The 26,638-nt window shown below is 45.2% G+C and carries 27 protein-coding genes and 1 pseudogene; 16 read left to right on the top strand and 12 right to left on the bottom strand.

Annotated features, from left to right (window positions below; genetic code table 11):
• The first annotated feature begins 155 nt into the window (after positions 1 to 155).
• The 5 genes from nrdD (at position 156) to AKJ31_RS03715 (ending at position 5,480) form a co-directional block, all read left to right on the top strand.
• Positions 156 to 2,276, top strand: coding sequence for an anaerobic ribonucleoside-triphosphate reductase (gene nrdD / locus AKJ31_RS03735; protein WP_053407733.1), 2,121 nt, complete (start codon positions 156 to 158; stop codon positions 2,274 to 2,276).
• 136 nt (positions 2,277 to 2,412) lie between these two features.
• Positions 2,413 to 2,880 carry an anaerobic ribonucleoside-triphosphate reductase-activating protein gene (gene nrdG, locus AKJ31_RS03730; protein WP_053407732.1) on the top strand — a complete coding sequence of 156 codons (468 nt, stop codon included), beginning with the start codon at positions 2,413 to 2,415 and terminating at the stop codon, positions 2,878 to 2,880.
• 181 nt (positions 2,881 to 3,061) lie between these two features.
• Positions 3,062 to 4,243: an amino acid aminotransferase gene (locus AKJ31_RS03725; RefSeq protein WP_053407731.1), complete on the top strand. Its 1,182-nt coding sequence runs from the start codon at positions 3,062 to 3,064 to the stop codon at positions 4,241 to 4,243.
• A gap of 73 nt (positions 4,244 to 4,316) precedes the next feature.
• A complete protein-coding gene (locus AKJ31_RS03720; RefSeq protein ID WP_053407730.1) occupies positions 4,317 to 4,883 on the top strand; it encodes an ATP-dependent zinc protease family protein in 567 nt (188 codons plus the stop codon).
• Positions 4,884 to 5,081: 198 nt separating this feature from the next.
• Positions 5,082 to 5,480 (top strand): NUDIX hydrolase, encoded by a 399-nt coding sequence (locus AKJ31_RS03715; protein WP_053407729.1) that lies wholly within the window; start codon positions 5,082 to 5,084, stop codon positions 5,478 to 5,480.
• Positions 5,481 to 5,539: 59 nt separating this feature from the next.
• Here the strand turns inward: AKJ31_RS03715 and bamJ are convergent, their stop codons facing one another.
• Together bamJ and AKJ31_RS03705 are read right to left on the bottom strand one after the other, a co-directional pair.
• Positions 5,540 to 6,013: a BamJ family beta-barrel-assembly machinery protein gene (gene bamJ / locus AKJ31_RS03710; protein WP_053407728.1), complete on the bottom strand. Its 474-nt coding sequence runs from the start codon at positions 6,011 to 6,013 to the stop codon at positions 5,540 to 5,542.
• A 13-nt stretch (positions 6,014 to 6,026) separates the two neighbouring features.
• Positions 6,027 to 6,650: a thiol:disulfide interchange protein DsbA/DsbL gene (locus tag AKJ31_RS03705; protein WP_053407727.1), complete on the bottom strand. Its 624-nt coding sequence runs from the start codon at positions 6,648 to 6,650 to the stop codon at positions 6,027 to 6,029.
• A 229-nt stretch (positions 6,651 to 6,879) separates the two neighbouring features.
• Here AKJ31_RS03705 and AKJ31_RS03700 point away from each other — a divergent pair, with 229 nt between their 5' ends.
• Positions 6,880 to 7,503: an OmpA family protein gene (locus AKJ31_RS03700; RefSeq protein ID WP_053407726.1), complete on the top strand. Its 624-nt coding sequence runs from the start codon at positions 6,880 to 6,882 to the stop codon at positions 7,501 to 7,503.
• A gap of 86 nt (positions 7,504 to 7,589) precedes the next feature.
• On the opposite strand, the gene AKJ31_RS03695 is transcribed toward AKJ31_RS03700, so the two are convergent.
• Both AKJ31_RS03695 and AKJ31_RS03690 read right to left on the bottom strand, forming a co-directional pair.
• Positions 7,590 to 7,835: a YgjV family protein gene (locus AKJ31_RS03695; RefSeq protein WP_053407725.1), complete on the bottom strand. Its 246-nt coding sequence runs from the start codon at positions 7,833 to 7,835 to the stop codon at positions 7,590 to 7,592.
• Between the two features lie 310 nt (positions 7,836 to 8,145).
• A complete protein-coding gene (locus AKJ31_RS03690) occupies positions 8,146 to 8,466 on the bottom strand; it encodes a DUF496 family protein (protein ID WP_053407724.1) in 321 nt (106 codons plus the stop codon).
• A gap of 188 nt (positions 8,467 to 8,654) precedes the next feature.
• Here AKJ31_RS03690 and AKJ31_RS03685 point away from each other — a divergent pair, with 188 nt between their 5' ends.
• The 5 genes from AKJ31_RS03685 to luxQ all read left to right on the top strand — a co-directional run bounded on the left by AKJ31_RS03685 (position 8,655) and on the right by luxQ (position 13,665).
• On the top strand, positions 8,655 to 8,849 hold the full coding sequence (locus AKJ31_RS03685) for a hypothetical protein (RefSeq protein ID WP_053407723.1): 195 nt from the start codon (positions 8,655 to 8,657) through the stop codon (positions 8,847 to 8,849).
• Between the two features lie 32 nt (positions 8,850 to 8,881).
• Entirely contained in the window at positions 8,882 to 9,535 is a 654-nt protein-coding gene (locus AKJ31_RS03680; protein WP_053407722.1) for a YceH family protein, read from the top strand.
• Entirely contained in the window at positions 9,535 to 9,837 is a 303-nt protein-coding gene (locus AKJ31_RS03675; RefSeq protein ID WP_053407721.1) for a GIY-YIG nuclease family protein, read from the top strand. The genes AKJ31_RS03680 and AKJ31_RS03675 overlap by 1 nt, the downstream gene beginning before the upstream one ends.
• A gap of 184 nt (positions 9,838 to 10,021) precedes the next feature.
• A complete protein-coding gene (locus AKJ31_RS03670; protein WP_053407720.1) occupies positions 10,022 to 11,119 on the top strand; it encodes an autoinducer 2-binding periplasmic protein LuxP in 1,098 nt (365 codons plus the stop codon).
• The gene (luxQ, locus tag AKJ31_RS03665) at positions 11,119 to 13,665 is read left to right on the top strand and encodes a quorum-sensing autoinducer 2 sensor kinase/phosphatase LuxQ (protein WP_053407719.1); all 2,547 of its coding nucleotides are present in this window, start codon (positions 11,119 to 11,121) and stop codon (positions 13,663 to 13,665) included. Before AKJ31_RS03670 ends, luxQ begins: the two co-directional genes overlap by 1 nt.
• Before the next feature lie 46 nt (positions 13,666 to 13,711).
• Here luxQ and AKJ31_RS03660 read toward each other — a convergent pair whose 3' ends face one another.
• The 4 genes from AKJ31_RS03660 to yccS form a co-directional block, all read right to left on the bottom strand.
• The gene (locus AKJ31_RS03660; protein ID WP_053407718.1) at positions 13,712 to 14,971 is read right to left on the bottom strand and encodes a hydroxymethylglutaryl-CoA reductase; all 1,260 of its coding nucleotides are present in this window, start codon (positions 14,969 to 14,971) and stop codon (positions 13,712 to 13,714) included.
• 92 nt (positions 14,972 to 15,063) lie between these two features.
• Complete coding sequence (locus AKJ31_RS03655; RefSeq protein WP_053407717.1) at positions 15,064 to 15,339, bottom strand: hypothetical protein; 276 nt, start codon at positions 15,337 to 15,339, stop codon at positions 15,064 to 15,066.
• Between the two features lie 55 nt (positions 15,340 to 15,394).
• Entirely contained in the window at positions 15,395 to 15,604 is a 210-nt protein-coding gene (locus tag AKJ31_RS03650; RefSeq protein ID WP_053407716.1) for a hypothetical protein, read from the bottom strand.
• A gap of 131 nt (positions 15,605 to 15,735) precedes the next feature.
• The gene (gene yccS, locus AKJ31_RS03645) at positions 15,736 to 17,898 is read right to left on the bottom strand and encodes a YccS family putative transporter (RefSeq protein WP_053407715.1); all 2,163 of its coding nucleotides are present in this window, start codon (positions 17,896 to 17,898) and stop codon (positions 15,736 to 15,738) included.
• Positions 17,899 to 18,097: 199 nt separating this feature from the next.
• Between yccS and helD the strand changes: the two genes are divergently transcribed.
• Together helD and cutA are read left to right on the top strand one after the other, a co-directional pair.
• Complete coding sequence (helD, locus tag AKJ31_RS03640) at positions 18,098 to 20,164, top strand: DNA helicase IV (protein ID WP_053407714.1); 2,067 nt, start codon at positions 18,098 to 18,100, stop codon at positions 20,162 to 20,164.
• Between the two features lie 13 nt (positions 20,165 to 20,177).
• The gene (cutA, locus tag AKJ31_RS03635) at positions 20,178 to 20,498 is read left to right on the top strand and encodes a divalent-cation tolerance protein CutA (RefSeq protein WP_053407713.1); all 321 of its coding nucleotides are present in this window, start codon (positions 20,178 to 20,180) and stop codon (positions 20,496 to 20,498) included.
• Here the strand turns inward: cutA and AKJ31_RS03630 are convergent.
• Positions 20,462 to 21,073, bottom strand: a complete 612-nt coding sequence (locus tag AKJ31_RS03630) for a DUF2238 domain-containing protein (protein ID WP_053407712.1) — start codon at positions 21,071 to 21,073, stop codon at positions 20,462 to 20,464. The genes cutA and AKJ31_RS03630 overlap by 37 nt on opposite strands.
• A gap of 227 nt (positions 21,074 to 21,300) precedes the next feature.
• Here AKJ31_RS03630 and AKJ31_RS03625 point away from each other — a divergent pair, with 227 nt between their 5' ends.
• Both AKJ31_RS03625 and AKJ31_RS03620 read left to right on the top strand, forming a co-directional pair.
• Entirely contained in the window at positions 21,301 to 22,140 is an 840-nt protein-coding gene (locus AKJ31_RS03625) for an isopenicillin N synthase family dioxygenase (RefSeq protein ID WP_053407711.1), read from the top strand.
• Between the two features lie 165 nt (positions 22,141 to 22,305).
• The gene (locus tag AKJ31_RS03620) at positions 22,306 to 22,878 is read left to right on the top strand and encodes a DNA-J related domain-containing protein (protein ID WP_053407710.1); all 573 of its coding nucleotides are present in this window, start codon (positions 22,306 to 22,308) and stop codon (positions 22,876 to 22,878) included.
• Between the two features lie 82 nt (positions 22,879 to 22,960).
• Here the strand turns inward: AKJ31_RS03620 and AKJ31_RS03615 are convergent, their stop codons facing one another.
• The gene (locus AKJ31_RS03615) at positions 22,961 to 23,914 is read right to left on the bottom strand and encodes a DMT family transporter (RefSeq protein ID WP_053407709.1); all 954 of its coding nucleotides are present in this window, start codon (positions 23,912 to 23,914) and stop codon (positions 22,961 to 22,963) included.
• A gap of 835 nt (positions 23,915 to 24,749) precedes the next feature.
• A complete protein-coding gene (locus AKJ31_RS03610; RefSeq protein WP_053407708.1) occupies positions 24,750 to 25,697 on the bottom strand; it encodes a toxin-antitoxin system YwqK family antitoxin in 948 nt (315 codons plus the stop codon).
• A 111-nt stretch (positions 25,698 to 25,808) separates the two neighbouring features.
• Between AKJ31_RS03610 and AKJ31_RS22435 the strand changes: the two are divergent.
• Positions 25,809 to 25,992 (top strand): annotated as a pseudogene (locus AKJ31_RS22435) (IS110 family transposase); the annotation flags it as partial.
• A gap of 330 nt (positions 25,993 to 26,322) precedes the next feature.
• On the opposite strand, the gene AKJ31_RS03605 reads toward AKJ31_RS22435, so the two are convergent.
• A complete protein-coding gene (locus tag AKJ31_RS03605; RefSeq protein WP_053407707.1) occupies positions 26,323 to 26,550 on the bottom strand; it encodes a phage protease in 228 nt (75 codons plus the stop codon).
• Positions 26,551 to 26,638 lie beyond the last annotated feature (88 nt).

Here is a 26,638-nt window from a genome sequence, read left to right as displayed (position 1 = left end):
AATCGATGGGCTGTTTTTATTGATCAATATCAATACTTTTCATCTGTGCATCTCGTTAAATACGCCACAACATATAGTGTCAAAAATACAATAAACAACCCTATATAGTGTCTTTGTGGATAACTCTGTGAGTATGCTAAGGGTAAGGAGAGAAGGTGAAACCAATCGTAATCAAACGTGATGGCTCAAGAGCCCCGTTTAGCAGGGATCGCATTCAAGCGGCAGTTGAAGCAGCAGCTGAGCATGTCGACAAAGAGATCGCAATTTATGCACTTAATGTTGCTCTGGCCGTTGAACTGCAATTGAAAGATCACGATGAAGTTCATATCACGGAAATCCAAACCCTAGTTGAAAACGAATTGATGCAAGGTCCGTACAAGTCACTTGCGCGTTCGTACATCGAATATCGCCATGACCGCGATATAGCACGTGAGAAACAAAGCGCACTCACGCGCGAAATCGAAGGTCTGATCGAAGAAAGCAACGTCGATCTTATCAATGAAAACGCAAACAAAGACGGGAAAGTGATCCCGACTCAACGTGATTTGTTGGCAGGTATTGTTGCTAAGCACTACGCGAAAACGCACATTCTTCCACGTGACATCGTGCAAGCACATGAGCAAGGGGATATTCACTACCACGATTTGGATTACGCACCTTTCTTCCCTATGTTCAACTGCATGCTGATAGACCTAAAAGGCATGCTGACTCATGGCTTTAAAATGGGTAACGCTGAAATCGATACACCAAAATCGATTTCAACCGCGACGGCGGTTACCGCGCAGATTATTGCTCAGGTGGCGAGTCACATTTACGGTGGTACAACCATCAACCGCATCGACGAAGTGCTGGAACCTTACGTAATGACCAGCTACGAGAAGCATTTGGACATTGCTAAAGAGTGGGATATTCATGATCCAGAATCGTTCGCGCGCGCACGTACTGAGAAAGAGTGTTACGACGCTTTCCAATCTTTAGAGTATGAAGTCAACACACTTCATACCGCAAACGGCCAGACGCCATTTGTCACTTTTGGTTTCGGCTTAGGCACCAGTTGGGCGTCACGTCTTATCCAAACATCGATTCTTAAAAACCGCATAGCTGGTTTGGGTAAAAACCGTAAAACCGCCGTGTTCCCAAAATTGGTGTTTGGTATTAAAGATGGTTTGAACCACAAAGCGGGTGACCCTAACTACGACATCAAGCAACTTGCGCTTGAGTGTGCGTCTAAACGTATGTACCCAGATATCCTTAACTACGACAAAGTAGTTGAAGTGACTGGTTCATTCAAAACACCGATGGGATGCCGTAGCTTTTTAGGTACTTATGAAGAAAACGGCGAGCTTATCCACGAAGGCCGTAACAACCTTGGTGTTGTGAGCTTGAACTTGCCACGTATCGCGATTCGCGCCAAGGGAGATGAAGCGAAGTTCTACGCGCTATTGGATGAAAAACTTGAGCTTGCTCGTCGCGCCCTAGAAACGCGTATTTCTCGTCTAGAAAATGTTAAAGCACGCGTTGCGCCAATCCTTTACATGGAAGGTGCATGCGGTATTCGCCTGAAAGCAGACGAACCAATTGCAAATATTTTTAAAAATGGTCGTTCATCAATCTCACTTGGTTACATCGGTGTACACGAAACGATTAACGCACTATTTGGTACCGATAAGCATGTTTACGATGATGGTGAGCTGCGTGAAAAAGCAGTCTCAATCATCAAGTATCTGAAAGATGCGGTAAACAAATGGGCGGAAGAGTCAGGTTACGGATACAGTTTGTACGGTACGCCTAGTGAGAACTTATGTAGTCGTTTCTGCCGCATTGATACTAAAGAGTTTGGTGTGTTAGAGGGCGTGACTGACAAAGGTTACTACACCAACAGTTTCCACTTGGACGTAGAAAAGAAAGTAAACCCATACGATAAGATCGACTTTGAGATGCCATACCCGCATATCTCTAGTGGTGGCTTTATCTGTTACGGTGAATTTCCGAACATGCAGCGCAATATTGAAGCGCTAGAAAATGTTTGGGATTACAGCTACTCACGCGTTCCTTATTACGGGACGAATACACCGATCGACGAGTGTTACGAATGTGGCTACATGGGTGAATTTGAATGTACCAGTAAAGGCTTTACTTGCCCAAGCTGTGGCAATCACGATTCAACCAAAGTCTCCGTAACACGTCGTGTATGCGGTTATTTAGGTAGTCCGGATGCACGTCCATTTAACTTCGGCAAACAAGAAGAAGTGAAACGCCGAGTTAAACACCTTTAGTCACCGTGTGTTCTGCGAGGAAACTAAACTACCTGCAGAGCACCTAAACTACCGCGGTCGATGTTTTGATAAGTATTAAGGCATCGACCGAGATTCATTCAAGCCCTAATGTGGGCTTTTCTTGCTAAGCGCCGCTATGAATTTCCATCAATACTATCCAGTTGACGTTGTTAATGGTCCGGGAACACGTTGTACTTTGTTTGTTTCGGGTTGTGTCCACCAATGCAAAGGCTGTTACAACCAATCCACTCAGCGTTTGGACTCTGGCGTGTTATTCACGCAGGAAGCGGAAGATCGAATCATCGCCGACTTAAATGATGAGCGAATTCAACGTCGCGGTCTTTCTTTGTCTGGTGGTGATCCGCTCCATCCTGCCAATGTTGCCGACATTTTAAAGTTGGTTAAGCGTGTACGCAGCGAATGTCCAGAAAAGGATATTTGGGTCTGGACGGGCTATACGCTGGACGAGCTGGATGAGAAGCAGCGCGAAGTCACTGAGTATATTGATGTTTTGATTGACGGTAAATTTGAGCAAGACAAAAAGGACCTCAACCTTGAGTGGCGAGGCAGCTCAAATCAAATTATCCATCGCTTTAAACTCTAGCTCTGAAAGCTAGGGGGAAGGGTAGAGAAATATTCTGCGGCGCGATTAAAAGTTAATAACTTGTTAAATAATTCAGGCTGATATTCTGTTTTTCTTGAACTGGATAAAATTTTATTTCTAGTTATGTTAATTAGATGATAACGTGTAGCCATCGCTTGAATTTCAAAGGGTTGTGACTTTCATGTTTTCTAATTTACCGACTCCAACACTGGATCCTATTCTTTCTCTCTCTGTTGCGTACCGCAATGACCCGCGTCCTGAAAAAGTGGATTTGGGTATTGGTGTTTACAAAAATAGCCAAGGCGAAACGCCAATCATGCAGGCTATTTCTAAAGCGCAAGATATCGTTGTAGAAACGCAAAAAACCAAATCTTATGTTGGCTTGGCTGGATGTGAAGAGTTTAACCAAAGCATGGTTGACTTGTTACTTACAGGCACGTCAGCAATGGACCGTGTTGCAGCGATCCAAACTCCAGGTGCGAGTGGTGCACTTCGTATGCTGGGCGACTTAATGAAAGTCGCCAATCCAAACACAACGGTTTGGATTTCGAACCCAAGCTACGTTAACCACCGTCCAGTCATGGAAGCTGCAGGCCTTAAGGTTAAGCACTACAACTACTTTAGCCCACAAACTAAGCAAGTTGATAGCGCGCGTATGCTGGCTGATTTGTCTCATGCTGGTCCTGATGATGTGGTATTGCTACACGGTTGTTGTCATAACCCAACGGGGGCTGACATTGACTTTGACGCGTGGAAAGTAATTACCGAGCTATCGCAGAAAAATGGGTTTATTCCATTTGTTGATATCGCATACCAAGGCTTTGGTGATGGCCTTGAGGAAGACGCAAAAGGTCTGCGTTACATGGCAGATAACGTTGAAGAAATGCTGATTACAACGTCATGCTCTAAAAACTTCGGTCTGTACCGCGAGCGTACTGGCGCGGCGATTGTAGTGGGCAAGTCAGTTCAAGACGTAACCAACGCGAAAGGTAAACTACTGACTCTAGCGCGTGCGACTTACACTATGCCGCCTGACCACGGTGCTGCATTGGTGAAAACAATTCTTCAAAATCAAGAGCTAACCACGATTTGGAAGCAAGAGTTGAGTGAAATGCAACAGCGCTTGTTAAACCTGCGTCAAACATTGTGCGATGAATTGAGAAATTCACACAATACGTCACAATTTGATTTCATTGAGAGCCATAAGGGTATGTTTACGGTACTCGGCTTCAGCCAAGATCAAATGGCGCAACTGCGAGAGCAGTTCGGGATTTATGGTGTTGGCGATGGGCGCATCAACATTGCTGGCTTAACGGAAAAAGATATTCCGTATGTGGCTGAAGCGATTGTAAAAGTGTGCTAAATTATGAAATCAGGCTCGTAAATACGAGCCTGATTTGTTTTGTGTATGTCTCGTCAAAATACTAGGTGGTTAGATGAATCAATCTTGGAAAGCTCTGGTCGCATTACTTTTAGGTGGCAGCTTGATGGCATGTTCTACCGTTGAACAAAAGCCAGTCGAGAAACCTACTGAGAAAACCGAGCAACCAGAAATTGTACTAAAAGCAGAGAAGACTAGTGACGGTAAACTAATTCTTGGTGAACAAGAGTGGGTGTATGTCAAAGGTCTTGATGAAAACTTCGACGCTCGTATTGATACAGGTGCAACAACGTCTTCTATCAGCGCGGTAGATATCACTCCTTTTGAGCGTGATGGTAAAGACTGGGTTAAGTTCAAGATTGAACACGACGGAATTAAGAGCAAGGAGTTGGCTCTACCTGTAGAACGTTGGGTGAAAATTCGTCAATCAAGTGCGGATGGCACGCATCGCCGTGCGGTCGTTGAAGCTTGGATTCAAATCGGTGATTTAGAAGCGAAAACTGAATTCACGCTAACGGACCGTACTCATCTTACTTTCCCGTTATTACTAGGACGTAGTTTCTTCAAAGATGTCGCGGTTGTTGACGTCGCTCGCAAGTACGTTCAAGAAAAACATAAGTAAGATTTGCTCCGTTTGTTAAACCGGTATCTGAAAAGGTACCGGTTTTTTTGTGCCTCAAAATCATAAATGTGAGTTAGCCCATAAGCATCAATGTGAGCATTGATATATCATGCTCCCGCAATCGAGCGTGAATCATGGAAGTCTCTATCTCAGCGAGGCTGTCTGATATGAGATCGCACAAAGTGAAAGGAGTATGGAATGAAACACTTATCTATGGCCGTAGTCGTCAGAAATGGGAAAGTGTTAGTACAAGAAAGGCAGAAAGCTGCGAAGGGAGTGGTAGTTGAATTCCCTGGTGGTGAAGTGCTAGAGAACGAAACAGGCACTGATGCTTCGGTTCGTAAACTCTATGAAGAAACTCATTTGGAAGGTCTTAACCACGTAGCGACGTTTGCGGGGATTAACGATTTTGGTGGTCGAATTTACTACGCGGTCTTTAGAGCGAGTGAGCAAGTGAAACCAAAAGTTGTTGATTCAGAAAGACGTCAGGCGTTTAAATGGCTGAAACCAGACGAGCTACCTCTGGATGAATTCCATACTGCAGACGTTGATTTCATCAACACTAAGCTAGGCAAGTACTGTGTAAGCGAAGCTTAATCGGCTATTCGCTCTCACAGTAAAAAGCCAATCACGAGTGATTGGCTTTTTTTGATCGCTTATTTAATTTCAAGCAATTCTACTTCAAAAATCAGAGTGGCTGCTGGTGGGATAGGACCCGTGCCATTTTTTCCGTAAGCCAGCGGGCTTGGGATAAACAAACGGAACTTATCGCCAGGAGACATGTAAGTGAGACCTTCTTGCCAGCCTTTGATCACTTGGTTCAGCTTGAAGCTGATTGGCTCACCACGGTCAACAGAACTGTCGAAAACAGTACCGTCGATTAACATACCGTGATAATGAACATTCACCGTGCTGTTCGCCGTAGGGTGTTCTGTACCTTCACCTTTCGTGATCACTTCGTATTGCAAGCCACTTTCTGTTGTCACAACGCCTTCTTTCTTGGCGTTCTCTAACAAGAATGCCTGACCAACAGCAAAGTTCTCTTCGCTCGCTTTATGATTTGTCCAAGTACGGTAAATCATAAAGCCTGCAAGGATAAAGATAACGAGGGGAAAAATAATCTTCGACATTTGTAGAGTCCGGTTATTTGTTTTGGTTGATTAGGTAATTGATGGTGTTCGCAATGCCTTGCTCATCTTGGTGGCCTGAAGTGATAACCATGTACTTACCGTTTACGATAAATGTTGGTACACCGTTGATCTCGCCTTTTTGCGTAATTTCATCCGCTAAGTGCATTGCTTTAAATAGTTGAGTTTGCTGCGCTTCGTCTAGCTCATATGGGCTAATTAGATCACGTGAATGGAACACTTGATCAATCGCTTCTTTCTTCTCTGTTAGCGTTGAGCCGTCACCCAACTGAACAGCAGCAAATAGCTCAGTCATCATGTCGTGATCAGGTTTACCACCTAACTGCATTTCAGCTGTGTAGTAAATCATAGCGCCAACTTGCGCGCTTTCATTGAAAGTTACATGCACTTTGCCGATTGACTGATTTGTTAACTCTTCAAGCTGTGGAATAACCTCTTCCATCTTACGGCAGTGACCACAGTTTAAAGAGAAAACTTCAGTCACTTGAGGAAGGCGGTAAGTCGATAGGTTGTCAGGTAATTGCTGAAACTGTTGTCCTTCTTGAGGCACATTGTTGTCTGAACAGCCTACTAATAACGCAGCCAGCGAAATAGCGAAAAGAGAAAATAGCTTTTTCATAGTTTGTTCTCGTTGTAAGCGTCATTAAGTGAATAATTACGCGTGAAAAGTTAGACGAATTTTACTCTTTCGATCATCAGAACGAAATAGGAAATACCGTCAAATGCTTAGCAAATTGTTTCAATCAAGGAGAGTGGGAGAAGTTGACGCGGGCGACTAAAATATCACTAAAGGTTTTGAATTTTGGCCGATATAGAAAGAGTATCGAAATTAACCTCATGGTGGAGAGATGAAATACTTAGCTTTACCTCTGCTCGTATTGCTGTCTGGCTGCGCAGATATGGCAAGGAACGTATCAAATATGACAGAAGACTTGCTGGAAACGGCACCTAAGTCTGATGCTGAGCTTCGATACCCAGAATGGGGTTATGCACCACAAAAAATGGTGACGGGTATTCAACCGGCTTCGCGTTCAATGCCAGTAGCTGCTAATGAATACAATGACTTGCAACAGTTTCTCTCGAGAAGCGGCGTTGCCTATGAGCTGTTACCGGGTAACCACATGATGGTTAAACTTAAAGATACGGTTAATTTCAACACGGGCTCTTCCCAAGTCAAAGCCGATTCTGCTTACTGGCTAAATATGCTCGGTAGCTTCTTGGCGACACAGCGTGGCATCGACATCGTGATTGATGGTCACTCAGACAGCACCGGTGCGGCTAAGTTTAATGATGGATTATCTGAAAGACGCGCTAATGCGGTTAAACAGCAATTGGTGAGAAATCGAGTGTCAAAACAGTCGATTTTTACTCGTGGGTATGGCGAGTACGTACCAGCATGTTCTAACTCAACGTCGATGGGTAAAGCGTGCAATCGACGAGTTGAGTTGCTACTGATTGTCTCAGATAACTGATTAGATACGTCAGTTAAACCAATACAAATTCTCTAAATAGCAAAAGCCCCGGATGTTTATCCAGGGCTTTTGGTTTTAAAACTGTTTTAAGCGGCGTTTTTCACTTCACTACTTTTTTTTTCACTTTGCATTTTTGCTAGGAAGTATACGTTCACGCATGCAATGAAGCCGTTAGTGACTACAACTGGCCATGCATCAATCATTAGGCCGTATGCAGTAAAGAGTGCACAGCCAATAAAGTTAAGAACACGTAGCTTAACAATGTCTTTCATGGTTAGAGAAATAGCCACCATGATAGAAGCTGCGTAGCCTAAAATTTCAACCATATCCATAATTTGACCCTCTAAAAGTTTGCCGATGGTTTATCGGTACCATTTCTTCTCTTCTTGAGATTAATGAGGAAGCTCCGTGCCTCGAATGGTCTAAATGATTATCTGTGGTGAAATATATCAGGGGCAAAACTGTGATAAAAGCCCCAAATATTCTAACGGAGAAGGTTAGCGATTACGCAAACGTTTAACGCTATTAACTGAATTGTAATAACTAAAAGTGTTGATTCTCCGAAAGCCAACAGAATGGTTTAAAAAAGAAAAAACCTGCACGGGTGCGTGCAGGTTTTATTAATGATCAGTTTAACTAAGACTACTTACGTTTGCCTTGTAGAACTTGTTTGTCTGCTTCAGTCAGTTCGCGGATGCGACGGCTGATTTCACGACGTTCTTTTGAAATCTCAGCGCTCTTGATGATGTGATCATCAACACGATCTTCGTAGTCCGCCTTCATATTCTTAACGATGCCAACGATTTCGTCGTGCGTCATTTCTGGCTTGATGTAATCAAGCAGGTTTTCAAGAAGGTCAACACGTTTGCGGTTATCGCGGACTTTTTTCTCGTTATCGATTAGCTCACGCTTGAGTTTATTTTTACGACGAGCCTGAGCTACGATCTCAAATACACCACTCATAGGTTCCTTTCCTAATTTTTTCACTTAACTACCAATGATTAAATCACAACATGCAGGTTGATAACAGCCTTTAGATCAATCATTCCAGTATGTTGACGCTTTTATAGGCAACCGTTTGTCAGGTGATTGTTAGCAAGCAATGATCGATATATGATTTGTGCATTCTCATTAACCATTTGCGCAACAAGATGCGAACGTCTGATATCATTGTTCATCAAGAAGAAAGCGAGCAAACGCCAAAACCTGCAAGTCGACTTGAGGTTGCATATCGCGACGAACGAAAAAGACAAGAAATCACTGAAGTTGAATTGAACCGTACTAAAATCGTGCTGATTGATGAAGACGGGAATATGAAAAGGGTCGCTATACTTTCTGAGCACTAGGCGCTTGGGAAGCACATAATAAGGAAAGCAAAATGAATATTGAATTGAGCCCTGTAGAAGCTCGTGTTATTGGCTGTCTGATCGAGAAAGAAGTTACCACTCCTGACTATTATCCACTGACGCTAAACAGCCTGACTGCTGCATGTAATCAAAAAAGTAACCGTGAACCTGTTATGGCGTTAAGCGATACTGACGTGCAGCAAGCCGTGGATGGTTTGATTGCGCGCCGATTAGTGAGTGATGAAAGTGGTTTCAACAGCCGCGCTAGCAAGTTTCAACATCGTTTCTGCAATACCGAATTTGGCGATCTCAAGCTTTCAAAACAAGAAAAGGGCATTACTTGTTGTTTGTTGCTGCGTGGACCACAAACACCGGGCGAGCTTCGTACTCGTACAAATCGCTTAGCCGAGTTCTCTGACGTAAAAGAAGTAGAAGCGGTATTGGAGAAAATGGCAAGCCGCGAAGAAGGTGCTTTAGTGGTTAAGTTGCCGCGTGAGCCGGGTAAACGTGAGTCTCGCTATATGCACCTATTCAGTGGTGAAGTCGATGTCGAGTCTTTTGCAACTGCGGCAGCGCCAGTACAAGGTGGCGACAATGAACGCATTGAGGCACTGGAAGCAGAAGTAAGCGCACTGAAAGAAGAGTTAGCTGAGCTGCGTGCGCTCGTGGAACAACTGACAGATTAATGTCTCAAGAGATTTCTCAACGCAGTGCGGATTGGCATGTCTATTTGATCCGCACTCGATCAAATGCGCTTTATTGTGGTATCACGACCGATGTAGAGCGCAGATTTTCGCAACATACCAGTGGTAAAGGCGCCAAAGCGCTAAAGGGTAAAGGACCTCTGCAACTGGTGTGGCACAACCTTGCAGGTACGTCACGCAGCGAAGCATCCAAAGTAGAACACCAAATTAAAAAGCTTCCTAAATCAACCAAAGAGCGTTTGGTCAGGGGAGAATTAGAACTTTTTGCCGTAGTTTCACTGTAGTTGCGCGCGATTTCGTTCTGTTTTCAATAGGCGAATAGTCGTTATCCGGCGTAATGTCCCTAAATCTACTCAATATTGTCTGTAAATTGAACATTTAGCAGCATTCTCATGCTTTACCGCTACCATCATTGGTTTGATTTATTATACTGACTCTATTCTCATAGCGGGGGTGGATAATATCCTAATGTTCAAAGCATTGCAGTTCTCTCTTCTTTCCCTTTTTACTTTGACGTCATACGCTCATACCACTCAAGTATTGAATGGCTATTGGCAATACGATGAGTATCTGGAAGCCTATCCGGCACAAAAAGCATTAACCGATGAGTTGGCCAGCGCTGTCAGACAGCCTCCAACGCCGATATCCATTAAACAAGATAAGCCGATATCTATCGCGGTTGTTTATCCTGGGCATCAAGTGTCCGATTACTGGAGCAGAAATATTCGCGCTTTTGAAGCGAGGATGGAAAAGCTCGGTATTCGGTATGAGATCAACCAAGTCTTCACTAGGCCAAGCGTTGATGTTAGACAACAAAGCCTTTCTCTACTTGCCGCAATTAAAAACGACGCGGATTACCTGATCTTCACTCTTGATTCTACTCGTCATCGTAAGTTCATTGAGCACGTGATGAGCTCGACGGATACCAAACTTATTCTGCAGAATATCACCACACCGGTGAGAGCTTGGACCGAGCAACGACCATTTATGTATGTAGGTTTCGACCACCTTAACGGCACTCAAATGTTAGAGGAGTACTACAAGAGTCGTATGGACGACGATAGTCGCTATTCGGTACTGTATTTCTCAGAAGGCTACATCAGTTACGCTCGTGGCGATACGTTTATCGAAGAGATGAGCCACCACAACGGGTACAAGTTGTCGTCATCGTTTTACACGTCAGCGACAAGAGAATCCGGCCGTGAGGCAGCGATAAACGCGTTGAAAAAAGACCCTGAACTACACTTTATTTACGCTTGTTCTACTGATGTCGCGTTAGGCGCTGCAGATGCGTTAAAAGAACTTGGCCGAGAAGACATTATCCTAAACGGCTGGGGTGGTGGTACGGCAGAACTTGAAGCGATTGCGAAAGGTGAACTGGATGTCACGGTTATGCGTATGAATGATGATACTGGCGTAGCGATGGCAGAAGCGATCAAATGGGATCTTGAAGGTAAGAGCGTGCCACACATTTACTCGGGAGATTTTGAATTGGTGACCTCGGAAGATACACCGCAGGCAATCGAGAAACTCAAGCAACGGGCATTCAGGTACTCTGAACAATAATGAGAATATTATTTAAGCGTAGGAACTCACATCAGTTAGCTACGCTTCTCACTAACTCGATCTTTTTGACTATTGCTGTGTTGATACTAGTCATGATGCTGCAAAACTATCAGGTCAACCGAGAAGTTGTAGCTCAAGAGGTCGCTCGTACCAAAACTCAAACACAAAGCCTTGTTCAGGAAATCTTCAACTTTCACCTCAAATCATTAGAAATACAGCAAGACAGCTATAGCCGAAGCGAGCCTTTGGTTGACGCAATCCACGCCGAAGACAGTGTCGGTGTCGACCGTTTTTTCTCAGGTTTAGACCATGTTTTACCCAACTTGTCGCCTGATCTTCGCTTTCTCACTACCAGCGACGGCGTGGTTTGGGACGATGGCAACTCGCAGTTCTATGGTATCGAAGGCGCTCGCTTAACCGTCATCAGTAGAGATATTGTGGTTGGCAGCGACTGGCATGTCGCACAAGTACCATCATCGATGGGAACACATTACTTGATGGTACGTAGAACACCTGTCGTTGACATGAAAACCGGTGAGGTCGTCGCGCATCTCTACATCGGCGTTGTGCTAAACAACAACTATTCGTTGGTTAATGTGCTGGCTTCGGGCAGTAACGCTGACGAGCTTTTTCTTGCGGTTGGCTCTGAAATTATTGCATCGAGCACCAAACCAGAAGACACCCGCCACATCGAATGGTTAGAGCAGTCGCTTAAATCGATCAACGCGAGTCGTTACTTGGTTTCACGCACAGATTTAACCATTTCGAACGCGCCTACGTTTCTTTCTGTCTACAACATCCAAGGTAATGAGCACATTGACAGCTTTGTTCAGAACCAATATCTATGGATGGTCTTCACTGGCGTGCTAATTGCGTTCTTTGCTGTCTATACCCGACTTTGGCTAGGTAAGCGTGTATCGGTAGAGCTCGAAAAGCTGATGCTTTACATCAAGTCGACGCTTAAAAGCCAGCACGCGGTTAACTTTGAAGGCTCGGCAATTGAAGAGTTTCATCGCATTGGTGAAAGCTTTGAGCTGTCATTCAAGCGTCTTGATGAACGTGACAAGCAGTTCGCCGATCTATTTAATTTTTCGCTTTCGCCAATCACGCTTTGGAACAAAGAAGGCGAGCTGATTCGTTACAACCCAGCGGCTGAGCGCAGTTTTAAAGACGAAAAAGTCAAAAGTTGTCTGCTGGCTGAGTTGCGTCACCATATTCGCATGTGTGCCCAAGGTGCGACACTGACGGGCGTAAACACCACTATCAACGGCAAAACCTTCCGTTGGAATCTGTCACCAATCATCAGCGATGACTCAACCAATCAAGTGATGGCGCTCGGGCAGGACGTAACCAGTTTTGTTGAAGCGGAAAAGCAGAGTCAGGCGGCCAAAGAAGAAGCGGAAGAATCAGCAAGAGTACGCGCAGATTTCCTCGCGAAGATGAGCCATGAGTTAAGAACGCCACTTAACGGCATTTTGGGTGTGTCACAACTGTTGAAACATCAATTACAAGATAAGCACGCGCTAGAGCATGTTGATGTGCTTTGTAATAGTGGCGAACATCTGCTCGCGGTATTGAACGATATCCTCGATTTCTCGAAGATCGAGCAAGGTAAGTTCCACATTCAACACAGTGAATTTCGTTTAGTGGAGCTGGTGAATACCGCAGAAAATATCTTCCGTCCGCTCTGCTGTGAAAAAGGCATTGCACTCAAGATGACACGTGAGTTCAGCGAAGACACGTGGGCGGACAGCGATCTGGTACGACTTAATCAGATTCTATTTAATCTGGTCAGCAACGCGATTAAATTTACTCATAAAGGTGAAGTAAACGTGGTGATTCGATGCGTTGAGAAAGAGAGCCAACATCTGCTGGAAATGGAAGTTGAGGATACCGGTATTGGTATCGATGAGAGCCAGTTGACCGCGATCTTTGAGCCATTTACCCAAGCGGAATCGACCACCACTCGTGAGTACGGCGGCAGTGGCTTGGGCTTGGCTATCGTGCATAGCTTAGTGGAGTTGATGAACGGCCAGATCGATATCATCAGCCAAGTTGACCAAGGTACACGCGTATTTATCACGCTGCCGATCGATATTATTAATGGCGAGCGCGACCAAGAGCAACGTACGCTTTTGATTGAGCCGTCTGAAATGTTTGATGAGTCACTACAGGTGCTACTTGTTGAAGATAACCACACCAATGCTTTTATTGCCAAAGCTTTCTGTGAGAAATATGGCATGACAGTCACCTGGGTTCAGGATGGGCGTAACGCGATTGAATACTTGAAAGAGAATGACGATATCGCGCTGATCATGATGGACAATCAGTTACCTAACTTAGGTGGTATCGAAGCGACACGAATCATACGTGATGAACTGCGCCTATCAACACCAATATATGCTTGTACTGCCGATGGGATGCAAGACACCAAGCAGGCGTTTATCACCAGCGGCGCGGATTATGTCTTGGTCAAACCGATAAAAGAGCTCGCCCTGAACAAAGCGATGATTCACTTTAAAGAGAACTTTTACCATCAACCTTAAGGTTATTGGACGAGTAAAGAAAATGGAGAGCTAAGCTCTCCATTTTTTATCTTGCGAGTTTTTGATGGGCTCGGGTGAAATGATCCGCGCAGAATGCGCCGACAATTGATAGCTCACCCGCTAAGCAAAGGCTCGCGGCCACTTCAGCCAATGCTTTTGCATTGCCACTACCGTGTAAGCCCAAAATATCTAAACACGCCTTTTGACTCGGTAATCCAGTCCCGCCGCCAACGGTGCCTAGCATCAGGTTTGGCAAGGTAACACACGCATACAAGCCGCCTTGTTCGTTGATTTCCATGCGCGTCATACCAATCGCTGATTCGGCTACGCACGCCGCGTCTTGTCCGCATGCGATGTATAACGCGGCAAGCGCATTGGCATAATGGGCATTCACGCCAATTCCGCCGCTAAGGGCTGAACCTGTTGTTGTCATTTGGCCGAATTTAACCATCTTTTCTGGCGTGGTGTGGAGGTACTTCTTGACCAACTCGCGAGACAAATGAACATCGGCAGATACTTTCTTACCGCGCACATGGCGTAAAGTGTGGGTATTGGGCTTTTTATCTCCTGAGAGATTGCCATCCAAAAACGCTTCTCTCGGTTCGATAGGCGCATGCTCAAGAATGTAATGAAACACTTTGTGCGTCGCGATGGTTACCATGTTTTGACCGGACGCATCGCCAGTGTGAAACTCAAACACCAGATAAACTTGGTTACCGTCGATATTGACGTTGATGTCGTGCAGCTTACCGTGTGATGTCGTTGATTCAGCGACCTGTTTAAAGTGGTCGTACTGAGTAACCACCCATGCCACGAACTGTCCGGCGTCTGCTAAGCGCTCAAAGGCAAATACGGGCGTACGAGTGACACCTTCGTTTAATAGCATCGCACTTGCACCACCAGCGGCGGTAATCAGTTGAGCGCCACGATTGTACGAAGCAACGAGTGCGGCTTCGGTCGTCGCGAGTGGTACTAAATAATCTTTGTTGGCATACAAACCATTGACGCGAAGTGGTCCAGCAATACCGACAGGTAACTTAACGGTGCCGATGAAATGTTCGATGTTCTTATTGTATAGCTCGGCGTTAGTTTTTGATTGCTCATCAAGCAGCGCATCTTGGTCAGTTAAGGATTCCAGTTTTTGCCAGCGCTTGGTGAGGTTCTTCTCTGAAATATATGGGCTTGGTGTCAAGCGCAGGGAAGGGCGTTCAAAATGAGGTTCGAGTAATTGTTCTAACTTATCCGTGTCAGGACCTTGTTCAAAGATCGAGGTAGTACCGTTTTGAGACAAGTTTAATTTGGGCATAGCGAAAATGAAGAAAAAAGTTATCGGAGGATTCTAACGGCTCAGCTGAGGATAACAATAGCTGTTTATAGTTTGCTACAACTTAGTGTGGACTAGATATGGATATCGAGCAGCGAACCGATCATATCTTGATCTCGTTGCAGCACGTTAGTACCGATGCGGCTGTATTGATTGGCTTGGTTGAGTTTAACTAAGGGTTCGATATCGGAAACGTTAGGTGCTTTAAATTCAACCTTGTTGAAATCGAGTGATGAGGCTTTTTCAACGGGCATTTGGGTGCGAGCATTAATTTCAAGCGCAGCTTCGTGAGCCATCTTCGATGACTGTTCTAGCAATTGGTAGCTAGGCTGAACGGCTGACACTGACATAACTCTCTCCTTTGATACTTATAGCTTATGATGAACCACTGCTTTTTCAAGTCCGTTAAGAAAATAAGCTAGAGATCAATTGCGCTTCTTCGTCGGTAATCACGACGTTATTTTCGCGCTCGAGTTTGTTGTCAATATCACCACGCAGTTGGCGTAGTTGTTGAGGGCTCAGTGTTTTAACTTGTTCACGAACCATGTCAAAAGATAACTGACTGTGAATGCTTCGTGATTGTTTTCCTGACGTATGAAAGATGCTAGTTCTCATCCCCATTACCTTTTCTTAATTATGTAAGAATAAGCTTACGTCTGATTGGTTAATTAATGTCCGAGTTTTGTCAGGGTATTTTTAAAGATAAGCAAGGGAAGCCTTATGTGGCCTCCCTTTGGCGCAGTTGCTTATGAGTGGTTAGTGATTCGTGCCGCAAACTTATTAGCGAGTGAATGCAATTCGGGTAGCATGCGATAAATCAAATAGAGTTGCTGCAACACCATGCGTACTGAATTTTCATCTTCTTCACGCCATTCTGATAGTCGCGCTTCCAGATGTGGGTCGTCGATTTCCGAAGTATCGCAGCTTTCGCAATGGTCGTTGAGTTGGTTAAATAGCACTTCCAAATGCTTGTGGATCGCTCGGTGCGCATCCAACACCAGTTGGTGGGTATCTTCATTGTCGATACGTGTCCTGTGCGCGCCCAACGCAGAGATATAGCTGAGTAGTGCATGGCTGAGTGTCAGAAAGCGAAAGCTCTCATCGGTCGCAGAGCGATATTTCCCCGGTTCTGCCAGCATCGAACTGACTGCATTGGTTAGGTTTGCATCTTGATTGTGCGCATCGCGGCGAGCAATTCGGTAAGACAAGTTGTCTTTTTTACCGATTCGATACTGTCCGATGATCTGCGCTAGATAATTCTTGTTCGCCAGAATAGCATCAGCCATCACTTTGTGTAAACGACGTGATTGCCAGTCTGGGAAGATAAGAACAACCGCCAGTACCGCCAAAGCGCAGCCAATTAAGGTATCCGCTAAACGTGGCAGCACTACCGCGTAACCTTCACCAAGTTGGTTAAAGCAGAACAGCACCAGCAGCGTGATAAATCCTGTTGCGTAGCTGTAGTTGCCCTGTCTGAAGGCAAAGAAGAACACGCCCGACACCACGATAAAGAACAACTGGCTTTCTTCGGTTGGGAACAGCGTTAGCAAGAACACACCACCCAACAAACCCGCTAGTGTGCCGATTATCCGTGACACCAACTTCTGCCGTGTCGCACTGTAGTTTGGCTGACAGACAAATAGCGTGGTCAATAATATCCAGTATCCGCGCTCAATATCGAAAAACTGAATGATCCCGTAACCCAGAGTGAGTGCGACCGACATTCTGATCGCGTGCCTGAACAGCATTGACCGCTTATCAAAGTTAGAACGAATGCGGTGCCACATCGCTTTTAGAGTGTGTGCTTCTGTGTCATCAAGCACGCCTTCTTCAAGTCTATTGGCGTCAGGGTTGTTAACGTTGCTGAGCTGCTTTTCGACCGTTGAAAGGTTATTGAATAGGTAGTTAAGCTGATTCAGTAGTGAACGCCACTGTGGGTTTTCTTGGTTTTGTAGATAGCTTAGTGAGCTCATTAACTCATCCAGCGCCAGAATCGAGTCACCTGTGTGTTGATACTCTTTCCCCAAGCGAATCGAATTGGCGATCTCTCGACACGCTTTGGCTTGCGTTTCAAGTAGGTATTTAAAGCGGAAGAGAATGTCGTAACGACCAAAATGCTCCGCTAATTCTTGATAGCGATAGTGGCTGGAGCTAATACGCTCGTGAATGTCTTGTGCAAGAAAGTAAGTATTTAAGAAACGGTCACTCGCGCCGTCGACGTGCCCACGCTTAGAGCGGCTAAGTAAGGTTGCTTTGCATTGGTTGAGCGCCGTAACGGTCGCTGCGTTAAGACGCGCCTCTTCAATTCTGTGTGGCTGTGGCACTAAGTTCGTTACCGGGTAGAACAACTGACTCTTGGTATCTAGATAGTTCGCGAGCTGTAAGAACACATTCGCCAAGCTTTGTTGTACTGGCTGCATCGGCCAAAACGCCGACCAAATCATCGAGATTAAAAAGTACCACGCAGCACCAGTTAGCAATAACACCGGTTGAAGCCATAAATTGGTGCTTTCGTGCGCGCCAAGCATGGTGTAAATCGCGATCAGAAGTGAGCCAAACGCAATACTCGCGTATCGAGGGCCAACCGCGCCAAGCATGATAAAACCAAATGTGGAAGTAAACAGACCTATGGCAAACAGAATCGGCGAGTTAAACAGCAGCTCAATTGAAAACGTCGCCACCGCAAAACAGATCAGCGTTAAGGTGACGGACTTAAGCCTGCCAGTAAATTTGTCATCACTCTCAGCAAGCGCAGCTGCAATAACGCCAAGAATCAAAGGAATGATCAGAGAGTTAAGTTCGTAGTACCAAGCGGGAATAACGACACCAAGTAAGGTGACGAGGATCAGCAAACTGTAGTTAATGGTTTTGTTGGCCCAATAAAGGCGTAACTGACTGAGAAATTGCACGTGATTTCAACTTTCTGTTTTGGGTAACGACCATTCTAGTAGATAGTCAATGGTAAACTTCTGATGCAAATAAAGAAACAAGTTCATTCGACTAATCAATGTACAGCGTGAACTTGTTGGCGGATATTGACATGATTTTTTCAAACTCGTTTTGTGTTGGGTTATGATAACGGCCACGAATTCCAAGGACATTACAAGAATGCAGCTAATCGCAAACAAGACTGCACAGTTTTTTATCCAAAACGAATACCATCAAGTTTCGCTTGAACCAGATTTTCTCGTATTAAGCTCTGACCGAAGTGAAGAGCGCATTCCTTTCAACGTATGGAGCGGAAAGATCAAGCTCAGAAGGGGATTATTCTGGGGCGGACTACAGTTTTATGCACATACGGAAAATGGAAAAGAACAGTCATGGCTTGTTCAGGGATTAGATTGGGAGAAATGTCGTGATTTCGCCCGCCATGCCATCGCCAGTTATCAAAAGTGGCACCACCACCAATGCGAACAGCTAAACCAATATCTGCCGAAGTGGGAATCCACTGTGCAGGGCTTTGTTCGTCAACCTGCATTCTTAACCCATTCCAAAGTAGAAAGCTGGTTAGTTGAGCTTGAACAAGACTTCCAAAAAATGGAAATGGATTTGGAAGATGCGCAACTGCGAATGCCAGAACGCATGCAAGAGTTAATGCCGTGGATTATCGAAACCGATGCCAAACTCGCACAGCGTAATGAAGACTGGATGGTGACCGAGCTTGAGAACTGGAAAGTGTTGTTCTCGCGTATTGAATCATCGCCACTTAACCTGACTCAGCAACAAGCCGTGTTATTGAATGACGATAACAACTTGGTGCTTGCCGGCGCGGGTTCTGGCAAAACCAGCGTATTGACCGCGCGCGTTGCTTATTTGCTACAAAGTCATTTGGCACAAGCGGAAGAGATCTTAATGCTGGCATTTGGCAAAGATGCGGCGAAAGAGATGAAGCAGCGTCTGGATGACAAGATTGGTTTAAGCGCGGAAAAAGTTAAAGTAAACACTTTCCATCAACTTGGTTTGATGATCCTAAACCAAGTCGACGATAAAGAAGTGGTGATCTCGCCGCTTGCTGTCGATGACAACCTGCGTAACGCTTGGTGTATCGATTGGCTGAAAAAACACTGGATGACGCCAACCAACTTCAAGCGCTGGCAAAAGCACCTACAAAAATGGCCAATTGCTTACCTTGCCGGTGATGATGAGCTTGGTAGCCACGTTGAAAACCCGAAACTGATCGCTTGGTTGGCAAAACAGCTGGCGCAGTTGTCTGCAATGGGAACGAGCAAAAAAGAGATTCAGCAACAGCTGGTGGACCACGAAGAATATACGCGCCTTAACAGTGAGCTTTCGCTTGCTTGGCCGTGTTATACCGCTTGGCAAGAAATGCTGAAAAACGAAGGCCATATCGACTTCAATATGATGATCACTCAGGCAACGAAACTGGTTGAAAAAGGCAAGTTCCGCGCGCCTTGGAAATACATCATGATTGACGAGTATCAGGACATTTCACCGCAACGTTTAGCGTTGATAGAAGCGCTATGTCAGCAAAGTGAGCATCAATCTTGTGTGCTGTTTGCCGTTGGTGATGACTGGCAGTCTATTTATGAATTCGCGGGTTCTGATGTTGACCTCACCACGGGGTTCACCGAACGTTTTCCGCGTTCGACGGTACATAATCTTGATACGACGTATCGCTTCAACAATCAAATTGGCGAAGTTGCCAATCGATTTGTGCAGCAAAACCCAGCGCAGATTGAGAAAACGCTTAAGAGTCATAAAGAGCAAAAAGCCAAAGCCGTCACGCTGGCACCAAGTGCTAATGTAGAAAAGATCCTTGATGATCTTAACCGCAAAGCAAAAAGCACCATGTCTGTGCTGCTGTTAGGGCGTAACCACTACCATAAGCCAGAATTACTTTCAGATTGGCAGAAACGCTTTGGTTTGTTGTCAATTGAGTTTATGACGTGTCATGCGAGTAAAGGTAAAGAAGCCGATTTTGTGATTATCTTATCGGTAGATGAAGGACAGTTCCCAGCACGAGTGAAGACGTTGCATTTAGACAATGTTCTGACTCAGTCGGGCGATAGCTTCCCGCACGCAGAAGAGCGCAGACTGTTTTATGTCGCCATGACGCGAGCGAAGAAAAAAGTGTGGATCACCTACAAAGGGGCGGGTTCGAGCTTTATCAAAGAATTGACCGAACAAAACTACCCAGTGACGGTTCAGAAGTAAGGATTAGAACAACATGAGTGGACAATTTTGTATTACGCTGACCACAACCAATAACGCAGCCAACACTAAGCAAATCATCGACGCGGTGTTAAACAAAGGTCTGGCTGCTTGCATTCAGACGATGCCAATTCAAAGCCACTACATATGGAAAGGTGACGTTTGCTGCGATGATGAAACACTGCTGATCATGAAGACCAAGAAAGCGTGCTATGCAGAGCTAGAGCAGGTCATCGTGGAGCATCACGACTATGAGACTCCACAAGTTGTTCAGGTTCCGTTTACAGAAGGCTTCAACCCTTACTTATCTTGGATTGAAGAGAACACACGCTGCTGAATAACCAGTAACACCAATGACGTTAATGCGCCCAGTGTATCCATCATCATATCTTTTTGCGCATCCCACACGTCACCTTGTGAACCTAAAAATGCAATGCCTTCGTCACCACCGGCGAGGGCGGCATACCACCATTCAATGATCTCGTAGCCAGCCGCAAGCGACATGATCGCGAACAGAGCGAAGAATATCGCAATCCCGGCATTCGCCAGATCCTTTCTAATCAAGTACTCCGCGATAGGGTAGGCATAAAGTCCGATAGAGTAGTGTGCTACTCGGTCAAATTGGTTTCGCTCAGATCCAATCAATTGATTAAACCAGTCGAAAGGCACTTCTGCGAAGGTGTATTTAGAACCTATGGTGTGCAGAACCAACCAAACAAACATCAGCACATACGCGGTATTGGAGAAGCGATAAGAGCGCGATACCCACCAAATAACCGCGAGTACACCAACGGCTGGGATAATCTCTGCTATCCACACCGCTCTAGATGAAGGCTCGATTGCTGAAAATATAAATACAATCGAATAGAGCGCCGTGAGCCAGTAAAGAACAGGGGATTTGTTTGACGGCATATAAAACCTTTTTGATAACGGATGAGCGGTTATCATGCCATTGAATAAAACGCCGTTCAATTGCAATTTTTCGGCTAAGAAACTCCATGATTAACAAAATGTGTTGGAAAATCTCTCAGGTGCACAATAAAACAACAAACTCATCGCAGCATTTCATCAAAGTTTGATTTACCTATACTTCACACATAGAATCGCGACTCTAATAGCAATAACGAAAAGTAAAAGTCATGAAACTGGAAACTGTGGATTATCTTGCAGAGGACGCTGCTGAAAAATTTGTTACATCGCTTCGCGAAACGGGTTTTGGTGTTCTGAAAAATCACCCAATCCCTAAAGAGCTTGTCGAGTCAATTTATGAAAACTGGTACAAGTTTTTTACCTCTGAGCGTAAAAACGAATTCACCTTCAACGTAGAAACTCAAGATGGTTACTTCCCGCCTTCCGTCTCTGAAGTTGCGAAAGGTCACTCAGTAAAAGACATTAAAGAGTACTTCCACGTTTACCCTTGGGGACAAATCCCTGAAGAGCTAAAAGAGCAAATCCTAGATTACTACGAGCGTGCTAACACGTTCGCTCAAGAGCTGTTAGGTTGGGTTGAAGCTCACGCGCCAAAAGAAGTTCAAGAGAAGTTTTCCGTTGCGCTGTCTGAAATGATCAATGGTAGCCAGAAGACACTGCTGCGTATTCTTCATTACCCACCAATGACAGGTGAAGAAGAACCGGGTGCGATCCGCGCTGCAGCGCACGAAGACATTAACTTGCTGACGGTTTTGCCAGCAGCTAACGAACCTGGCCTGCAAGTGATGGGCAAAGATGGTAACTGGATTGACGTACCTTGTGACTTCGGCAACCTAATCATCAACATTGGTGACATGCTGCAAGAAGCATCGGGTGGTTACTTCCCATCGACAACGCACCGCGTGATTAACCCAACGGGCGGACGTCAGGAGCACTCTCGTATTTCTCTGCCACTGTTCCTACACCCGAAACCAGAGGTGGTATTGTCAGAGCGTTACACGGCAGACAGCTACCTAATGGAACGTCTACGCGAACTTGGCGTTATCTAAACTAACGTTAACTTTGTTCAAGAAAGCCAGCACTCGCTGGCTTTTTTAATATAAAAAACCAATACTCACTCGACAAAGTCCGATTTTTAACGTTTTATAAACAAGTTGCATAAAAGGGTAGAAAGCAGAGTGAATCAAGAGGTTAGGGCGCAGTTTCAACAGTACATGGAAAACCCATTGCTGTGGCCAATTTTAGAAGTACTACGTAAAAAGCCATCGGATTGGAAGGTACATACGCTTGCCGCGCATTTGAATGAGCTCGGCTTTATGCCGATTCTTGACGCCAGTCCTGACAAAGACCTGTTTAAACGCAACTTCTTGATTATGAATGCGCTCTATCAGTTGCAAGAGACGCTCTATCCTGACCATTGGGTGCAAGTGCAAGCAATGGAAATTGCCTTGTTGTCTCATTATGTTGCCGCTGGACAGGCGATCGACATCGACGATCCTCTGCGCGAATACTATCTAGACTGGCACAATTACGAAGCAGAAGAAGGCGAAGTAAAACGTCTGCTCAATGAATTCTGGACGAGATACCGAGAGTTTGTTGGTGGCACCAGCACGTTAGACCTTGACCGCGCCAAGGCGCTAAAACTCTTCGACCTACCACATGATGCCAGCGCGCAAGAAATCCGTAAAACATGGCGAAAATTGGCACTCAAATGGCATCCAGACCGAGAAAACGGTAACAGCGAACGTTTTAGAATTCTCTGTGAAGCGTGGAACGTACTAAGGTAACAGTTACCCCGATTAGCACTAGTGTTTCAGACGAGATAAAGCCCCAGAATTTGGGGCTTTTTGCTAAGTTACGTAGTGCGATTTATACGTTCAACTCCTTCAAACAACGATCACACAACACCGGTTTTGAGACTTTGGGGTGTAATCGAAATCGCGCCCATAACTCTGGTTCCGCTTTGGTGACAAATATACCACCGAGTAACGGAACCAGTAGTGCCAATGAGACTGATGAGAAACTACTGCCAGCAATCCAAGTTGAAATGCTTAACGCAATCAACGGGAAGAACAGAAAGCAAATCGACGCAGTAAACGGTGTAGAGACTTGGCCAAGTTTAAAGTAGGCAACAATGCCACCTACGCTAGCAAACAAGCCAAGGTAAATAACCGCCGTCATTGAGGTCATTGAAAACTGATTCACGTCCGGCTGCTCAACCACCAGTGAGGTAACAAACAGCATTACCGAGGCGATAAAACTCGGCAATGCGTTGTAACTGAGGACGGAAATACCTTTACAGTATTTTTCGACACACACGTACATCACAGCATGTATAGCAACCGCGCCGCCCAAAGCAACAAAACCTAATAAGTAGTCTTCTCCACCTAAGCTCATTTCAGTCGCGAGGATCAGTATCAAACTGAGCACTGCGATGAAAAGTCCAAACATTTGCAACTTACGCAGTCTCAACCCGAGAAACAAACTCGACGTAACCATGACTGCAATTGGCATGTTGGCAAAGATGATGGAGGCCAGCCCTGACGAGATGTACTGCTCGCCAAAAATCATCAGCGTAAATGGGATCGCAAAGTAAAAGATTGCGACGATGAACATCCAATGCCTTTTCCGTTTCGGAAACAATAATGGCTGTTTGAAGTGTTTCGCGAGTATCACCAACAAAGGCGCAGCAATAAAAAAGCGCAACCCAGTAGCAAATATCGGCGGGATGGTTTGCACCGCAACTTCCATCGCGAACCAAGTTGTGCCCCAAATCAAGCACACTGAAACGAACAAGATAGCAGGTAAGTGTTTAAACGTCATAACAGCCTCCCGTTAGTGTGGTAATTACAAGATGGGCAGGGCATGTGAAAAAACGCTCTTGATGAGCAAAGCAAATCATTTTCATGGTTGTTTTCCTATCACAGGATGGTGCAAATAGAGTGCTATTTACACGCGTAACAAATTCGCACGGCAGTTCGTGCAGTGAAGTTGTTTGCAGCAACGTGCTGCGAGATAGGAGTTAGGCTATTGGAGGGCGATAGAGGGAGCGCGAATCGGCACTGGTGTAATGAGTGGAGCTATTTGTCACCAACTCGTATCGGAGTGGCGCGTTATAAGACCGCTGCTGGGTTTCTACAACGGCGTTACCTGAAGCGTGTCCATGAGAACAACACTGTTTTCCGAAGCAGCTTCCACACAAGTCACAGCATGCCAACTCAATCTTGTCTATTGCGTCATCCGGCAAGCTGCAATAGTTAAGATGCGCTACTGCATCCGTTGTGATGTGGTTTTGGTTTGACGAGAGATCTGCACGAGCAAAGCCACTTGAAAGCACTAAAGCTATCAAGATGCTCAACAGAAAGTAAGTTGTCGATGTGGCTTTACTCAACATCACAATATCTCATCAAACAGATTAGAAATGGTTATTGTCAAGATACTCATCAGGTTAGCGAAAAACAAGATGGCTTTACGTTTCTTTACTCGATGTGCGGGAGGAGTGAGGCAACGGTGTATAATCCAATATCAGAAAGAATGACAACTTGGAGTTGGACAAAAATGAGTCAGTGGTTTTACTAAATTAGCATTTCAAGGATTACTTTAGGTATTGCAAAACCTCTAATGTAGTGGCCAAATTAACTCAGCCATTACACCCCTTTTACTCCTCATGCTCAGAGAGCAGCTCACCTTCCCGACTGAATTGCCTCCATATACCGACCTTTTCACCTTCTCGGTATTGCCCCTCTTCTTTAAGCTGACCACCTTGATAATATCTACGATAGGCGCCCTCCAGTTTGTCATTCCGGTAGTTTTTCACCAGTTGGAGACTGTTATCGTCATAAAAACGTGTCCAGGTGCCAACTTTCTTGCCTGCCTCATAATATTCGATGCATTCCTTCGTGCCATTTTCATAAAACTCGATGACCTCACCGTGAAGGTGACCCTCCTTGAAGTAGGCGACCCCTTTCAAGGTGTCGGTATTTTGAAAATAGCTGCGCCACTCGCCATCTTCCTTATCCTCAACCATGGTGCCTTCTAACACGACCTTGCCTAAACTGTATTTCTGCCACAGGCCGTCACGCAGGTCGTCTACATAATGGACAGAGTAATTAATCTGTCCGGAACTCCAGTAACTCGTGTACCAGCCGTTACGCTTACCCTCACGATATTCTATAGATTCAGACAGCAGCCCCCCCTCGAAACCGTAGTGCTTTTCCATGCCCTGTTTCTGCCCATCTTGATATGGGATTTCCTTATTAAGGGTACCATCTTCCAGGTAGACACGAGTCACGCCCGCTATCTGACCATCGACATAATGCGTGACAGCCTTGACGGCACCACTTTCATAAAACACCAGCAGCTCGCCGTTAAGCTTACCCTGACTTAACGTAGTCTCCTCCTCTAGCCACCCCTCATCGCTGAAATACTTGGCCTTACCGCTATAGGGTTCGGTCTCACCACGTAGATGAAAGCGGCCGTCGATATTTTCAAGTTGCTCAAAGTCGACAAAGTCTTTGAGAGGCTCATCCATTATCATGTAGTAGCCCACAAGCCCCAAAAAAAGCACGACGCTCAGGGACACCAGCCGCCTGCTCGATTTTGTCATCCTTTTTCTCCATTTTCCTTATAATTCATTGAATCTTATAACAAAAGACATGGATTTCCCCTCCCGAGGATCTGCCACACTCATGTGGTCATTGCTTAAACCGGAGGCACCATGTCTGATTATTCTTAATTTTGGCGGTATCGACTTAGCTAAAAATCACTTTAGTATTCATGTCGTTGACGTAAAAGGTAAAGTCGTTCTGCACAAGTCGGTGAGCCGCTCTAAATTGCTCACTACCATATCAAACTTTCCTCATATGTGCATAGGCTTAGAATCGTGCGGTGGAGCGCCTTACTGAGAGCGGTTTATGGTGCCTGTCCCTTTAAACTATTTAAAGGTGTAACAAACTATGGGGCAAAAGTGTGTTTGCCGTAATCGGCGCTGGCACACCTCTGGACAAAACCTTGTTAGTTACATTACTAAATTAGTAATTAATGGATAACTTCAAGTATAGGAAACTCCGCCAAGAAAAAAGCAAGACTTGAACCTGATAGTATTTGGTGAGGCCGACAATACTAATACCGATGATTTGCCCGTCTTTGTTGTGCAAGAACGCAGGGATGATCTACTTGTAGTTCTCATTTTCGATGAGGCGTTCACCGTCTGAACTGAGTGCAACGGGTGCCTAGGTTTCACCGTCGATCATTTCAAGATCGCTCAACCAACCTTGTGCAGGAGCAGCTTCGTCTTTCGGGCCATTGAGTTCGGTAGCGTGCTCGATATCGAGTGGGATTTGGCGCTTTTTGTTTTTGAAGTGCTCTAGAACGGCGGTTGGGTTGTCGTTGTTAAACTGGCGGCCATCGCTACCCGCTGGCAGTTCAAAGCAAAGTGATAAATAAGTTATGATGGTCATATCTGGCATCCAAGTGGTGGATTGAATGAAGTTTTCTCAAACCTCAAAAGTGGATGAAAGTTATAGAAAACAGAACACAACATACGTT

The sequence above is a fragment of the Vibrio hepatarius genome (genome assembly GCF_001274785.1).
GTDB lineage: Bacteria > Pseudomonadota > Gammaproteobacteria > Enterobacterales > Vibrionaceae > Vibrio > Vibrio hepatarius.
Note: the sequence above shows the minus strand (reverse complement) of the source record. Positions and strands in the feature narration are given on the sequence as shown.

Excerpts from the sequence above, each read along its gene's own strand:
- AKJ31_RS03715 (WP_053407729.1), top strand. The coding sequence starts at position 5,082 with ATGAAACACTTATCTATGGCCGTAGTCGTCAGAAATGGGAAAGTGTTA.
- AKJ31_RS03695 (WP_053407725.1), bottom strand. The coding sequence starts at position 7,835 with ATGGATATGGTTGAAATTTTAGGCTACGCAGCTTCTATCATGGTGGCT.
- helD (WP_053407714.1), top strand. The coding sequence starts at position 18,098 with ATGCAGCTAATCGCAAACAAGACTGCACAGTTTTTTATCCAAAACGAA.
- nrdG (WP_053407732.1), top strand. The coding sequence starts at position 2,413 with ATGAATTTCCATCAATACTATCCAGTTGACGTTGTTAATGGTCCGGGA.
- AKJ31_RS03620 (WP_053407710.1), top strand. The coding sequence starts at position 22,306 with ATGGAAAACCCATTGCTGTGGCCAATTTTAGAAGTACTACGTAAAAAG.
- AKJ31_RS03685 (WP_053407723.1), top strand. The coding sequence starts at position 8,655 with ATGCGAACGTCTGATATCATTGTTCATCAAGAAGAAAGCGAGCAAACG.
- AKJ31_RS03705 (WP_053407727.1), bottom strand. The coding sequence starts at position 6,650 with ATGAAAAAGCTATTTTCTCTTTTCGCTATTTCGCTGGCTGCGTTATTA.
- AKJ31_RS03725 (WP_053407731.1), top strand. The coding sequence starts at position 3,062 with ATGTTTTCTAATTTACCGACTCCAACACTGGATCCTATTCTTTCTCTC.
- AKJ31_RS03720 (WP_053407730.1), top strand. The coding sequence starts at position 4,317 with ATGAATCAATCTTGGAAAGCTCTGGTCGCATTACTTTTAGGTGGCAGC.
- AKJ31_RS03615 (WP_053407709.1), bottom strand. The coding sequence starts at position 23,914 with ATGACGTTTAAACACTTACCTGCTATCTTGTTCGTTTCAGTGTGCTTG.
- AKJ31_RS03680 (WP_053407722.1), top strand. The coding sequence starts at position 8,882 with ATGAATATTGAATTGAGCCCTGTAGAAGCTCGTGTTATTGGCTGTCTG.
- AKJ31_RS03675 (WP_053407721.1), top strand. The coding sequence starts at position 9,535 with ATGTCTCAAGAGATTTCTCAACGCAGTGCGGATTGGCATGTCTATTTG.
- AKJ31_RS03605 (WP_053407707.1), bottom strand. The coding sequence starts at position 26,550 with ATGACCATCATAACTTATTTATCACTTTGCTTTGAACTGCCAGCGGGT.
- AKJ31_RS03670 (WP_053407720.1), top strand. The coding sequence starts at position 10,022 with ATGTTCAAAGCATTGCAGTTCTCTCTTCTTTCCCTTTTTACTTTGACG.
- AKJ31_RS03625 (WP_053407711.1), top strand. The coding sequence starts at position 21,301 with ATGAAACTGGAAACTGTGGATTATCTTGCAGAGGACGCTGCTGAAAAA.
- AKJ31_RS03655 (WP_053407717.1), bottom strand. The coding sequence starts at position 15,339 with ATGTCAGTGTCAGCCGTTCAGCCTAGCTACCAATTGCTAGAACAGTCA.
- AKJ31_RS03630 (WP_053407712.1), bottom strand. The coding sequence starts at position 21,073 with ATGCCGTCAAACAAATCCCCTGTTCTTTACTGGCTCACGGCGCTCTAT.
- AKJ31_RS03650 (WP_053407716.1), bottom strand. The coding sequence starts at position 15,604 with ATGAGAACTAGCATCTTTCATACGTCAGGAAAACAATCACGAAGCATT.
- cutA (WP_053407713.1), top strand. The coding sequence starts at position 20,178 with ATGAGTGGACAATTTTGTATTACGCTGACCACAACCAATAACGCAGCC.
- AKJ31_RS03610 (WP_053407708.1), bottom strand. The coding sequence starts at position 25,697 with ATGACAAAATCGAGCAGGCGGCTGGTGTCCCTGAGCGTCGTGCTTTTT.
- luxQ (WP_053407719.1), top strand. The coding sequence starts at position 11,119 with ATGAGAATATTATTTAAGCGTAGGAACTCACATCAGTTAGCTACGCTT.
- AKJ31_RS03700 (WP_053407726.1), top strand. The coding sequence starts at position 6,880 with ATGAAATACTTAGCTTTACCTCTGCTCGTATTGCTGTCTGGCTGCGCA.
- AKJ31_RS03660 (WP_053407718.1), bottom strand. The coding sequence starts at position 14,971 with ATGCCCAAATTAAACTTGTCTCAAAACGGTACTACCTCGATCTTTGAA.
- AKJ31_RS03690 (WP_053407724.1), bottom strand. The coding sequence starts at position 8,466 with ATGAGTGGTGTATTTGAGATCGTAGCTCAGGCTCGTCGTAAAAATAAA.
- bamJ (WP_053407728.1), bottom strand. The coding sequence starts at position 6,013 with ATGTCGAAGATTATTTTTCCCCTCGTTATCTTTATCCTTGCAGGCTTT.